Origin of the sequence: Cohnella phaseoli (genome assembly GCF_003386235.1) — a bacterium.
Taxonomy (GTDB): domain Bacteria; phylum Bacillota; class Bacilli; order Paenibacillales; family Paenibacillaceae; genus Cohnella; species Cohnella phaseoli.
The window spans coordinates 54,580-68,160 of sequence record NZ_QRDZ01000045.1 but is presented as its reverse complement, the minus strand read 5'-3'; the positions used below and the strand labels follow the sequence as shown (position 1 = coordinate 68,160).

At 54.8% G+C, this 13,581-nt stretch carries 9 protein-coding genes; 1 reads left to right on the top strand and 8 read right to left on the bottom strand.

What is annotated here, in order from left to right; translation table 11 throughout:
• Positions 1-116 precede the first annotated feature (116 nt).
• A complete protein-coding gene (locus tag DFP98_RS35305; protein WP_116065340.1) occupies positions 117-3,122 on the bottom strand; it encodes a histidine kinase in 3,006 nt (1,001 codons plus the stop codon).
• Positions 3,123-3,278: 156 nt separating this feature from the next.
• Here DFP98_RS35305 and DFP98_RS35300 point away from each other — a divergent pair, with 156 nt between their 5' ends.
• Entirely contained in the window at positions 3,279-4,400 is a 1,122-nt protein-coding gene (locus tag DFP98_RS35300) for a polysaccharide deacetylase family protein (RefSeq protein ID WP_181918141.1), read from the top strand.
• A 236-nt stretch (positions 4,401-4,636) separates the two neighbouring features.
• Here the strand turns inward: DFP98_RS35300 and DFP98_RS35295 are convergent, their stop codons facing one another.
• From DFP98_RS35295 to DFP98_RS35265, 7 genes are all read right to left on the bottom strand, one after another.
• Positions 4,637-5,494 (bottom strand): carbohydrate ABC transporter permease, encoded by an 858-nt coding sequence (locus DFP98_RS35295; protein WP_246017046.1) that lies wholly within the window; start codon positions 5,492-5,494, stop codon positions 4,637-4,639.
• An 18-nt stretch (positions 5,495-5,512) separates the two neighbouring features.
• Positions 5,513-6,388, bottom strand: a complete 876-nt coding sequence (locus tag DFP98_RS35290) for a carbohydrate ABC transporter permease (RefSeq protein ID WP_116065337.1) — start codon at positions 6,386-6,388, stop codon at positions 5,513-5,515.
• Between the two features lie 121 nt (positions 6,389-6,509).
• Positions 6,510-7,856, bottom strand: coding sequence for an extracellular solute-binding protein (locus DFP98_RS35285; RefSeq protein ID WP_116065336.1), 1,347 nt, complete (start codon positions 7,854-7,856; stop codon positions 6,510-6,512).
• Between the two features lie 89 nt (positions 7,857-7,945).
• The gene (locus tag DFP98_RS35280) at positions 7,946-9,514 is read right to left on the bottom strand and encodes a response regulator transcription factor (protein ID WP_116065335.1); all 1,569 of its coding nucleotides are present in this window, start codon (positions 9,512-9,514) and stop codon (positions 7,946-7,948) included.
• The gene (locus DFP98_RS35275) at positions 9,511-11,307 is read right to left on the bottom strand and encodes a cache domain-containing sensor histidine kinase (RefSeq protein WP_116065334.1); all 1,797 of its coding nucleotides are present in this window, start codon (positions 11,305-11,307) and stop codon (positions 9,511-9,513) included. The genes DFP98_RS35280 and DFP98_RS35275 overlap by 4 nt, the downstream gene beginning before the upstream one ends.
• Before the next feature lie 167 nt (positions 11,308-11,474).
• Positions 11,475-11,888: a hypothetical protein gene (locus DFP98_RS35270; RefSeq protein ID WP_116065333.1), complete on the bottom strand. Its 414-nt coding sequence runs from the start codon at positions 11,886-11,888 to the stop codon at positions 11,475-11,477.
• 167 nt (positions 11,889-12,055) lie between these two features.
• The gene (locus tag DFP98_RS35265; protein ID WP_116065332.1) at positions 12,056-13,429 is read right to left on the bottom strand and encodes an RsmF rRNA methyltransferase first C-terminal domain-containing protein; all 1,374 of its coding nucleotides are present in this window, start codon (positions 13,427-13,429) and stop codon (positions 12,056-12,058) included.
• Positions 13,430-13,581 lie beyond the last annotated feature (152 nt).

The window sequence follows — 13,581 nt, the reverse complement described above, 5'->3', positions numbered from 1 at the left end:
GATTCCAACAGCAACCGTAAGGAGATACATCCCCACAAAAACATTCATCGAGATAAAACAAAGGCTGCTCATAAGTCCACTTATGAGACAGCCCCCTCGTATCTATTCGTTTCGGGCTATTCGTACACAAGCGGAAGCCAGATGATCACCTTCGTGCCGACGCCCCGCTCGCTCTCCACGATAGGCGCCCTGCCGGTCATGTGCGCCACTCGGCGAGTGATGTTGCGGAAGCCGACTCCCTGCTCCTGCTTTTCGCGATTCAGAATCGCCTCGACCTGCTCCGCCGTCATGCCGACTCCGTCGTCCTCTACGACGACCCGGACAAACTCCCCCTCCCTCTGGATCGAGAGCTTGACGGTTCCGCCGCTCAGCTTCTTGGACACCCCGTGACGAATCGCGTTCTCTACGAGCGGCTCGATCGTCAGAGGCATGACATGGCAGCGATACAGCTCCGAATCGATATCCAGCTCGACGCGAACGCGTTCTCCGAACCTCGCCTTCTCGATGTCCGCGTAGGCTTGAATCAGCTCGATCTCCTTGCTCAGCCTGACGGTTTCCTCCGTATTATCCAGATGAAAAATGATGCGCAAATATCGACTGAAAATGCTCAGCAGCTCTCCGGCTCGCGGCCCGTCCGTGTAACACAGCGACATAATCGTACCGAGCGCATTATAGAGGAAGTGCGGCTTAATCTGAGATCGCAAAAACGCCATCTCGCTGCGGGCCGCTTCCTTGACAAGCCGTTTCATTGACAGCAGCGTATGAATACGGACGCGAATTTCTCCGGGATCAAGCGGACGGGCGACGAAGTCGCTTGCCCCGGCGGCGATGCCCGCTTCTATGTCCGCGGAGGTGCTTCGGGAGCTGATCAGCAGAAGCGGCAGCTCGACTTGCGTAAAGTGACGGCGTATTTTTCGGCATAACTCAAAGCCGTTTTCCTCCGGCAGCATGACATCCACCAACACGAGATCGGGGCGGTCGAACCGAGTGACGGCCTCGTAAGCCTCCTTGCCGTTGCCGGCGAAGAGAGCCTCGTAGCCTTCGGCGGTGAGCATCCCGTACAGATGCTCGACCCCGATCGGGTCGGCCGATGCAATCAGAATCCGCGCGGCTCCGTCTCTCCGGCTTCCTTGTCCTGCAGGAGCCGGGCTTGTCTCCGGCTCAGCCGCAGCGGCAACCTCCGCCAAGGAATCGGAGGGAGCCGCCGGCAGCGAAAGATGCAAGCCGTTCCGACCCGAAACGAACGAACCGCCCATCAGTTCGACAAGCTCCTTCGCTACCGATAAACCAACCGTAAATCCATTGTCGGCCGCTGCGGCATTCTCGTCCGTTTTTGCCTTGGGGACCGAGGTCTCGATCCCGATGAGCACCCGTCCGTCGCTCAACGAGCTGACAACGCTCACATCCCCCACCTGTGTATCGGTCAGAATCGAGTGAACGGCATTGTGTATCACCTGGATCAGGCGTCTTTCATCCGCGTGCACATATCTTGCTTGAGGATCGATCCGCGGAACAAGCCGAATATTTTTACCCTTGGCGAGAAATGCGGACACCTCCATCACGACGGAGACGCAGCTTCCCAGATCGACCAATCCGGGATTCAGCGCCAGCTTGCCGTCCCGAATGCGTGCCCCGTCGATGATATCGTTAACCAAATTGGACATTTGGTACGCCGTGTTCCGAATCATTAACAAACGTTCCCGCGCCTCCGTCCCGCCGCGCCGTATCGTATCCTGAAGCAGCGTCCGGGAGACGTTCATGATTCCGTTCAAAGGCGTATTCAGTTCATGGGAGGTAAGCAGCAGAAACTCGTCCTTCATCCGGTCCGCAATCTGAAGCCGTTTGGTCAGCTTGTCCATCGAGACGTAAGCGGCAACGTATTGATGGATCAGCAACGTCACGACACAGATAAAAAACAGCGAGCCTACCGCATTGTTCAGCAGCATCGACGTCATATTCGCATTGCTCAAAATGACGTTCGCTCCAAGCATAATCGTAGCCCATACCGCCGCGATAAACAGTTGGAACTGACGTCGGGACAACCGACCGTAACGCCTCTTCGCATATTCGCGAATCAAGCAGCCAATTAGCGCCAAATAGGCAAGCATCATCACCAAATAGACAATGTCCTGAGCGGCTGAATAGAGCCGGAAAGGCAGCAAGGCAATCGCCGCCACGTAGAGCGTCAGCAGCCAAACCATAGCGCGGACGATGCCGCGAACGATCGGCCGTTCGATCAGCTTGCGCACGATCAGGAAGAACAGCGCCGGCGTCGCGAACAAGGAGACGGTTTTGATTTTGAAGGCCAATTCGAACGGCAATTCCGGCAGCCACTGCAGCAGGACGCGTTCCCCGTTCGCAATGACGCTGATGGCGTAGAGAACGAAATAAAGCGCGAACCAAAGCAGCAAAGCGTTCCGGTGGAACCACAAGTACATCCCCAATGTAAAAGCTGCGATAATCAACCAAACCATCGTACCCATAAGATCGACGCCCACGATGAGGCCTTTCCGGACCTGAACGTCTTTGCCCGGTCCGAACTGAAGCGAGTTAGTGATGCCGCCCGCCTCAAAATCGAAGTTGGAAACTTGAAGCAGCACTTCAAACTCGGAGTGAGCCACCTTAAAATAGGCCGTATAAGGCACGTTCCTCGGCACGTAGCTGTCCCTTGCCGCGCCGGGCTCCCCGGACTCTCCGACCAACGCTCCGTCTATGTACAGCTTGTCCGCGAATCTGACGTAGTTTTTGGCAATCGCAAGCGCCTCGCCCACCGGAGCGTTCGTTACGACCAGCCGATAGGTGCCGTAGCCGTACCCTTCCATCGCAGCGCCGTCCGGTCCGGTCCAACCGTTCCATTCTCCCGGCACCTGGATAAAGCCGCCCTCGCCCCGTTCCTGCACGGAATGATCAGGGGTGAGCAGCTCGCCGGGGTAGAATTCCCACTCTCCGTCCAGATCGAAAACGCCGTCCTTGTATGGGTCCCAGTGACTAAGATCCAGCATGCCGCGGTGCACTGCCGTTCCGCGATCCGCGGCCAACGTCCAGGAGGCGACGGCAGCAGCAACGCTTAAGGTCGCCAGCACGAGCAGCAGGAGAAACCGATCGACTTTTTTGCCAGCCACCTTCCCCCTCCTCCTCTCTCCGTTCGCGTATGACTCTTCCCCAAACAATATACCATCTGTACTCTCCGCGTCCAACGATTCGAATCCAATCGTAAAATCTGCTATGATCAAAAGGAATAAATGACGGGATCGACCGATCAATGGAAGGAAACAAGCATGAAGCTCAAAAGAACATTTCTGATTTTAACGTCGCTGCTGATCGTCGGAGTACTGGCACTGGGCGTGTTGACAGTTCGCTGGTATAACTCGTACTTTCCTTCGCTGTTCAAGGCCATGCCCGGCTTTGTACATGCGCTTGCCTTGGATAAGTCCCAGGTCGTCTACTACGGATTAAAGCCGACAAAGCTGAGCCCGAACGGCAACTACTATCGGGATCGCGTCATCGTGCTGATGTACCACGACGTCAACCCGGAGCCGCAGGACATCAAATCCCTCAGCACGGCCGACTTCGAACGACAGCTTGAATTAATGGAATCCAACAACTTCCATTGGATCACGATGGAGCAATATCGAGACTTCGTTCTTCATCGAGCTCCGGTTCCCGACAACGCCGTGCTGCTCACCTTCGACGACGGCTACGAATCTCTGTACAGTCATGCGTATCCGTTGCTGCAAAAGCACGGAGCACCCGCTTCCGCTTTCCTGATTGCTAGCAAGGTCGGAGACAGGAAGGGGGCTTTTCCCAAAGCAACCTGGAACCAGATCAAGGAAATGCAGCAAGGCGGGATCGAGTTTTTCAGCCATACGTTCGATTCGCACAGCTATGTGCCGAACTCCCCGAATAAAGGCGATCTGAAAGCGAAGCTGGCCCATCCGATGTACTTGAAAAAAGCGGGGAGAATGGAAACCGAGGAAGAATACGAGCAACGCGTGACCGAGGATTTGCGTCATGCGAACGAGGTTTTGCAGCAGGAGCTGGGCAAGCCGAACTATGCGCTCGCGTTCCCTTACGGAGCTTATTCCGATCCGTTATTGAAGGTTTGCGAGCAGCTCGGAATCGAGCTGACCTTTACTGTTAAAAGCGGGCTCAACGCCCCGGGCCAGAAAAATGGCTATCGTCTCAATGCAGGAGGAATGGATAACAATCCGGCATTGCAGATCGAGCTGATGAAGCTGGCGGAAAAGCGGCTCGCCGTGGATTACTCTCCGTTCCTGTCCATCGGCGCCCGCAAAGCCGTCTTCCTGTCGCTGACCGTAGCTGTGCTGCTGATCGGGCTTCTCTGGCTGCGCTTCGGATGGCTGCTCGTACGCAGACGCCAAAGCGGCTTCAGCTCTTAAAATGCCAACAGAGGCTGTCCCATAAGTAAAAAAGTTGTACAAAAAGACGATCGATAGAGAAGATTGTCGTGCATGTATCTCCTTCCGATGCTATACGATCCTGAAATCCGAATGGTTAACCCGTAATAGGGTAATTTCAGGACCGTATGAGGCAGTCTCCAGGAGATACATGCACTTTTTCTTTATCGATCATCTTGATACAACCCTACTTATGAGACAGCCTCAGCAATTGCGATTCAACCTTTGACCGCTCCGGCGGTCATCCCCTTCATGATCTGCTCCTGGAACATCAGGAACGCTATGATCGTCGGGATCACCGCGATCGTCATCGCGGCCATCGTCAGCTTATAGTCGGTCGAATAGCCGGTGGCGAATACCGACAAGCTGAGCGGAACGGTTTTGAGCGCCGGCTTGCTAATAAAGATAAGCGCAAACGCGAAATCGTTCCAGAAACGCAGGAAGCCGAGAATCGCGACCGTAGATAACGCCGGCAGGCTGAGCGGCAGCATCATCCGGAAGAAGATGCCCCAGTAGCCCGTTCCGTCGATCAGCGCCGCTTCCTCGATTTCCTTCGGAATCGACATCAGGAACGCGGCCGTCACGAAGATCGCCAGCGGCAGCTCGAACGCCGTGTACGGCAAGATCAACGACCAGTACGTATCGAGCAGAGATACTTTCTTCAACATAATGAACAGAGGCACAAGCGTGCTGTGGATCGGAATAAGCATGCCGAGCAGGAACAGGCCCATGAAGAACGCCTTCAGCCGGAATTGAAACCGTGCCAGCACGTATGCGGCCAGCGCTCCTAGCAGCAGCGTTAGCACAAGCGCCGCGATCGTGACGATCGTCGAGTTGATCAGCGAAGTGCCCATCGCCGATACATCCCACGCTTTAGTCAGGTTATCCCAGTGCCATACCTCCGGAAGATAGAAAGGTCGCGAATCAAACTCCTCGTTCGTCTTGAAAGCGCTGGTGAACAGCCAGAACAGCGGATATAGCGTAACGATCGCATACAGCGTCAATCCGACATTGATTAATCCGCGGCCGATTTTCGCCCCGTTTCGTCCCGGGTTAAAGGGAAGCTTCTGCTCCATCTGCATGTGTAACGCCTCCTATCGATAATCCCGTTTCATCAGGTATTGGCTGCCGAGAATCAAGATGAGACTCAAAATGATAATCGACGTCGAAATCGCGCTGCCGTAGCCGAATCGATATACGTTAAAGGTGCTGTTGTACATATACGATGCGAGCACTTCCGTCGTATGCGCCGGACCGCCGCCCGTCATGACGTAGATCAGGTCGAACGCCTTCAAGCTTCCGGAAATACAGAGCACAACGACGACCTTGATCGTATCCCAGATCATCGGAAGCGTAATCTGGAACAGCTTGCGGGACGAGCCGACCCCGTCGATCTGCGCGGCGTCGTTGATCTCGGACGGAATGTTCTGCAGCGCCGCGATAAAAATGATCATGTACGGTCCGATATAGTTCCAAATAATCGGGATCATGATCATGTACATCGAGATGCTCGGCTCGGAGAGCCATGCTCTCTTAAGCGTTTCTAGCCCCGTTGCGTCCAGTACGAAGTTCAGAATACCGATCTGCGGATGGTAAATGTAGCTCCAAATGATGCCCACGACGACGGATGACAGCACCATCGGCATAAATACGGAAGCTCTAATTATCCTCTGGAAAAGATTCGTCCTCGTCAGCAGAAGCGCCAAAATCATGGCGATCGGCACTTGGCCGAACACGGACGCAACGACGATCAGCATGTTGTTCTTGAAGCCTTTCCAGAAGATCGGATCACGGACGACTTCCGCATAGTTGTCGAATCCGATAAATTTGGCCGCGCCGATTCCCTTCCAATCGAAAAATCCGTAATAAGCGGACCAGAAGATCGGAATGACGACAAAAAACAAATAGATCAGCAGAGCGGGCAAAATTCCGATCACGATAAATCCCTTGATTCGCGCCGAAGTTGTCATGGTTCCCCTCCTTGCAAGTCACACGGCTTCGCTATCCTCGGGACAGCTTGCTCGCGAGTCGTTAACCGTTCGATCCCAGAGCCGGGAACTCCCGGCTGCTGGAATCTCGATTCCCGCTACGTTATTTGGCCATTGCGAGCTCTTTCTCATGCGCATCCTGAATTTTCTTGGCGATCGCATCAGGAGATCCGCCCATAAGCAGCTCTTGCAGACCGTTGTTCATAACGTCGGCGACTGCGGAGCTAAGGCGTCCGTCGTATACCGGCGTCGTCGTGACCGTGCCCAGCAAGCCGTACACTTCAGCGAAGATCGGGGAAACCTTGGACTTGTCCAGATCGACCTTGTAGCTGACCAGTTGATTGCCTTCCAGCGTCTTCTTCTGAACTTCCGGGCTCGCCATCGTGTAGATCAACTTAAACGCAGCTTCCTTGCGAGCGCCTTCCACGTTCTTGCTCAGTCCCAGTCCCGTTCCAACGACGCCGGACAGGGAGTTCGTGCTGCCTTTTCCGTCCGGTACGGACGGCAACACCGTTGCGCCCATATCGGCCAGCGCTTCAGGGGAAGCGTTCGCGGCCAAGTTGGTCAGCGCCCAACCACCGTCGATCATCATCGCGGCTTTGCCCTGCGCGAACATCTGCTCCATCTGTGTATTGTCGATGCTGTTGAAGCCGTCCTGGAACGCCTTGGCATCGGACAATTGCTTCAAGTAAGCGAGCGCCTGAACGAATTCCGGATCGGTGAACTTCGCTCCATCGCCCGCCACCGCTTTGAGGAACCATTCCGTGCCCGTCACCCGGTCGCCCAGGGAGCTGAGAATGCTGGATTGGGCCAGCCATGCGGCTTTGTTGCCGAGCGCGATCGGAGTAATCTTCGCCTTGTTGAACGTGTCGACCAGGCTCATCAGCTCATCCCACGTTTTAGGCGGCTGTACGTTGTTGTCGGCGAACATTTTCTTGTTGTAGTACAGAATCGACGTCGGGGACAGCGCCATCGGAACGGCGTAGGTGTTGCCGTCGATCGTAAAGTCGTTAAAGGAGTTCGGAAGGAAGCCTTCCTTCCACTCCTGTTTGCTGTCGATCAACTCGTTGATCGGCTGAAGCAGGTCACCGCCGTGGAATTCCTTCGTCATGACGCCTGGCCACATGACGAACAGGTCCGGCATTTCGTTCGCCGCCGCCACCGTCTTGAGACGAGCGCGGTAACCGTCGGGCGGGATGCCCTGAATATCCAATTGAATGTTCGGGTTGTCCTTCTGGAACTGTTCCAGCGTGGCGCGCATCGTCTGCGCGCGCAGGTCGTCGCCCGTATAGTTATGCCAGATGGACAGCTTAACCTTCTCGCCGGCGGCGTTCGTCGCCGAAGCTTGGCCGCTCTCTTTGGAGGAATTGCTGTTTCCGCCGGAGCCGCAGCCGATCAGAGATACCGCCATGCACGCGGTCAGCAGTGCAGTTAACCATGTCTTTTTCATTCGTTATGCCCTCCTCGTCTCTCGTTACAAGTTCAGTATACAAGGCGACAACAATCGGGATAACGGGATAAACTTCGGAACGAGGGGGGTCATCTCTCAGCTTCTTTCGGCGACTGCCGGTATTCGGACGGAGTTTTGCCGGTATGCTTCTTAAATTGCTGAGTAAAGTACTTAATATCCGCATAGCCTACCCGATTGGCGATATCGGCTACCTTGATCGGCGTGCCGTGCAGCAATTCGGCGGCTTTGCGCATCCGCTCCTGCGTGACGAATTCAAGGTAGGTCATTCCCGTCTCCCGCTTAAACACCTCGCTGAAATGATTCGGATTGGAATGCACGAAGCCGGCCACCTGCTGCAGCGACAGCGGCTGATCGAGATGCTCGCGAATGTAGTCGGTCGCCTTGCGGATATACGCGAAGCGAGATCGGTCCACCGATTGATGATAAGCCGCCATAATCGCGGAAAGGCTTCTAAACACTTCGTCTTCCGGCCGTCCTCCCCAATCGTAGACGACTGCCGATTGCGCTCCCAGTTCTCCGGCCGACTCTCCCGTGCGCGTTCGTTCCAGCCAGCGATGGCCCGCAATAACGACGGAATGCAAATAGGCTTGCAGCGTAGACGGCGTGGCCGCCGGGTCTTCCACCTGCGCCCTGACCGTCTGGTTCGTCCAATGTCTAAGACCGGTCGCATCGTTGCTCATCAGCAGCGCCGACAGTTCCGCCTCCTCCTGCTCGGAGCACAACGTTCTGCCGCCCGTTCTGCTCTTCAGATGCTCGGAGGAAAACAATCCGCTGCTTCCGATCAAGCCCTTAAACGAATAAATCCGATCGGCCTCCGCGAAGGATGCCGACAATTGCTCGCAGCCGCCCACGGACCGCCCGAGCGCGGCGAAAGTCTCGCACTTGAGAATTTGTCCGATCCGTTTCATCTCGCGGGCCAGCGAAGCTTCGTCGGACGCTCCCGCCTCTTCGCGCAGCACGACGATAAGGCGCTCCTTGTCCGGAAGCGTCATGCAGGTTAGTAGCTCGCTCATAATGTTGTCCACCGCTCCGATTAACAATCCCTCGAAACGCTTATCCCCCCAACCGGAAGCCGAGACGATTACGACCCTCATGGAAAATTCCCCATCGTCGTTCGATTGTCCATCCTGCTTGCGGAGCCATTCGTTGATCGTATTCAACTCGTCCGCGCTGGCGTCTTCCTTGCCGCCGTTCAGCAGCTTCATCAACGTCTGTCTGTTCAACTCGTTGCGCTGACGCAGTTCCTGCTTCAGCAGCTCTCTTTTGTCCAAAATATTTTGCTTCGCTTTCAGCGCCGCCTTAATAATCTCTTCCGGTCGGCTCGTTTTCAGCAAATAGTCGGTGACGCCGCCGCGAAGCGCCTGTTGAACGTATGCAAAGTCGTCGAAGCCGGACAGAATGATCACTTCCGTGTCGGGCAGCATCCGCTTCACTTCCTTCATCAGCTCGATGCCGTCCATGCCCGTCATCCGAATATCGGTAAGCAGAATGTTCGGTTTCTCGTCCGGAATTCGTTCCAGCGCCTCTTCCGCGGAGGCGGCCGGCGGGATCAAATCCAGCCCGAGCTCCTTCCAATCAATTACTGTGCACAGGCCGTTGCGGATAATAACCTCGTCGTCGACAATCATGATTTTCATGGCTGTTGCCCCTCCTTAAGCGGTATCAGGAACGAAATTCGCGTGCCGCGACCCGCCTGACTGTCGATCGTCAAGCCGGACTCGCTGCCATAGTGCAAGCGGAGCCGCCGGTGAACGTTCAGCAGGCCGTAGCTTCCGGTATTCGGCTTCGCCGCGTCTCCATTGCGTGGGCTCGGCGCCGAGTCGGCATCCGCATACATTCGGGCTCTAATGTTCCGCAGCGTCGCTTCTTCGATGCCGATGCCCGTATCCTCGACCACAAACTTCATCGCGTCTCCGTTTCGCTCCCCATGCACGAACACTTGCCCCTTCTCCTTCTTTTTCTGAATGCCGTGGATCAGACTGTTCTCTATAAGCGGCTGAAACAGCAGCTTCAAGATGGGCAAATCCAGCAGGCTTGGATCGACGAAAAATTCGAGCTCGAATTGATCGGGGAAACGAATGGACTGTATGTACGCGTAGTTCTGCGCATGAGCGATCTCTTGACGAAGCTGACAATACTCCTCGCCCTTGTTCAAGCTGAATCTCATAAAATCGCTGAGCGCGCCGACCATCTCGGCAATTTGCTTGTCCTTGTTCATTAGCGCGATCCACTGAATCGAAGATAGCGTATTGTACAGAAAATGCGGATTGATCTGCGCCTGAAGCGCCTGCATGTCCGCTTCCTTTTTCTTCGCTTCGTTTTTCTGGACCTGGTCCTTGAGCAGGTCGATTTTGTCGCCGAGCTTATTGTAGCTGCGCACGAGCAGCCCGATCTCGTCCGTGCTTCGAACGGGATAGAGCGGAATCGGATCGTCCGGGTTCACATGCCTCAAATACTTCGTCAGAACGGTCAGAGGCTTGGTCACCCACTGGACGAACAGCAGCATGAGTCCGACGGCGAGCACCAGCGCGATTCCCGTCGCAAACGCCGTTACGCTCAGCACATAGGCGTTCTGCGCCCCATAAACCCGCGTCGGAATGAAGCCGACAAGCTTCCAGCCCAAGTTTGGGATCGTATTGTACAGGATCGTCTTCTGCTCTTTTCCTTTTCCGTATTGAAGTACCCCGCTAGCTTCGTTCAACTGCTCCATATGAGGCATTACCTCGGCGATGGGCCTGGATAGCCACGACGGATCGCCGCCGGAGACGGAAATGATTCTGTCCTCTTTGTCGAGGAGCAGAACATAGCCGCTCTTCTCCCACGCCGCTTCGTTGATGAAGCGTTCGATCTCCTTCTGGTCGAGACTGACCGAAATCCAGCCGATCTCGCGGAAATTGTAAAAATTTCGAATCGGCCGCACAATCGAGACCACCTGCTTGACGCCCTCGTTCGTATAATTTGTATACAGGGATGTCCACCATTTCGAGGTTTTCCGGTAATCCATCTTGAACTGCTCCAGCAGCGGGGGCAGCCCGGATTCGAGAATGGTCGAGTTGGACAGCTCCGGCTTGCCATCCAGCGGTTTGATCGTAATATTAGAGATGTATTTTTTGGAAAATGCCAAGTTCGTCAGCGTCCCGATAATCAGAGAGTAGCGGGTGACGTCCTCCGTCTTGTTGTCCAGATAAAGCTGAATGTCTTTCTCGCCGATCAAGAAAATGGACATATTCTCCACGTCCTGAATGACGAATTCAAGCTTGTCCTTCACCTGCTTCAACGTATTCATCCCCGACTGCTTCGCCTTCTCCTCCGTTACGGAAGCGGCGATCCGATAAGAAACGATACCGGTAATCAGCATCGGAACCAAGATCGCGAACACGAGCAGCAGCGTTAACTTTCGTTTCAGCGATTTCGCGAGCCAGCGTCTCATTTCTAACCTCCTCCGACAAACACTTCTTCGACGTCTCTTTGGTTCAACTTACATAGTATTCCGAAATTCAGTAATATTCGACATGATCCAGATGAATTCCTCGCCTTGTCAGCGGCAAACAAAGAAGAGCTGCGCGGCAACTCCGCAACAGCTCTCTATGTTTAAATTTATTTGGCGCGCTTAAGCGCGCGAATATCAGTATCATGTTCGAGCGATTTCAAAGCGAGCGACTCGATGATCTTGCCTTGGCGTTCCTGCCCCATTGTCAGCGTTTCGATCGTCAATGTTTCGATCGTCGATGAATGCTGCTCTTGGACACCCTCGATTTTCCGTACCCATTGCCGGGTCTCGACAGCCGCAACTTTGACTTGGTCAAGCTTCTCTTCCATGCTGTCCATCCGTCGTTCGATACCGTCCATACGCTGTTCGATACCGTCCAATCGCTGTTCAACACGATCGAACCTCTGATCCATCCCATCCAACCGCTGTTCAACACGATCAAACCTTTGATCCATCCCGTCCAGCCGCCGATTGACCTGCTGCAATTCGGTGAGAATGGACTCCAATACTTGTTCGCTCATGCCTCTTCCTCCCCATAATCCTTCAAATGTACCGCAGACTAGCTTTGCCATTCGATAGGTTATGATCCTCCTCGGGGTCGAAAGGAGTCAGGGACCTTTTCTCTATTTTAGCTAATATACACTTGATGGACAAGCTTTTTGCTTCCGTTGGTTACGTCATGAAGCGCTCATCCCCCAGTCCACCGAAGCCCCTTCGGAAAATGATTTTTCAGCGTTCCGTCCGCCAGCTTGCCCCAGCCAAGCGAAAAGCCGTCGACATCGACGAGATGCCATCCCTTCGGCCCGTCGACCTTCAATGCTTCGCCCTTCAAATAAGCAAGCGTCTGTGGCGAATCAGCGGTTAAGCTGAGGCTATTCCGAGCCTCATTGGCCTTCAGCGACAAAGCTAACGCATGCGAGGGCTCGAAGCGGTTTTTCTTTAACGTGCCCAAATGCCATCCCGGCCGGACAATCTTCAGTTGATCGAGAGAGAGCATCCCTGCGGGCAAAATGTACAGTTGATCTCCAAACAGGGTAAATTCGCCGGAGGGCTTTGCAACCAACGTCTCTTCGGCAAATGCGAAATAGTCCTTCAACGCTTTGCGGTCGCTCAAGCCTTTGGCGTACTTGCGTCTTGCCGGCTCCTCTTCTCCGTCCGTCTTCCTCAGCACGGCGGCGTAATGGCCCTCGCCGCGAATGCGGTGCGGCCACAGTCGCAGCGTCTCGCCAATGCCGGACGCAGCGTCCGAAGTCCAGTCCGCTCTACCTTGGTCAAACCCTTCATAAGCTTGCGCGTCCTCAATCACAAATTCCGGATGAAGCGCCACGAACCTGCTGATCGTTCCTTCGTTCTCTTCCGGGGAAAACGTGCATGTCGAGTAGACGAGCCGCCCGCCTGGCTTCAGCATCCTTGCGGCGCTTTCTAGAATATCGAGCTGCCGACTCGCGCACATCGTCACATGTTCGGGGCTCCATTCGGCGCAGGCGTCCGGATCTTTGCGAAACATGCCTTCGCCCGAGCACGGGGCGTCGACCAGAATTCGGTCGAAGAACGCTGAAAACCTGTCGGCTAGCTTGTCCGGCATCTCATTGGTCACGACCGCATTGCGTATACCCAGACGCTCAATGTTCTGGGACAAGATTTTTGCGCGGGCGGGATGCGGCTCGTTGGCGATCAGCAGTCCTTCCCCGTTCATCCGGCCGGCCAGATGCGTCGTTTTCCCTCCCGGAGCGGCGCACAAGTCGAGCACCGTTTCTCCCGGCTGCGGGTCCACGAGCGCGCCGACGGCCATCGCGCTAGGCTCCTGAATATAAAACAATCCCGCCTCATGGTAAGGATGCTTGCCAGGACGGTCTTCCTTTCCATAATAGAACCCTTCCGGCACCCACGGCACGCCAATTAATTCGAAAGGCGCAATGCGAAGCAATTGCTCCGCCGATATCTTTAACGGATTTACTCGCAGCCCCTGGGCTTTCTCATTGTCATAGCTGGCCTCGAAAGCCTCGTATTCTTCGCGCAGTAGCTCTTTCATTTTATCTAAAAATAGTTGCGGCAATTGCATGGCTGTATCCTCGATCGTTTATTTGGGATTAATCTTACTATAACTCGGCCGATCGCCACAACAAGGCTGGAGTGGAGAACTTGCACATGTCTGTTAGGCGTTGGAACGTCCAACTGAATTCCGGGTATACGAAGCTGCTCGCATTTCGAACG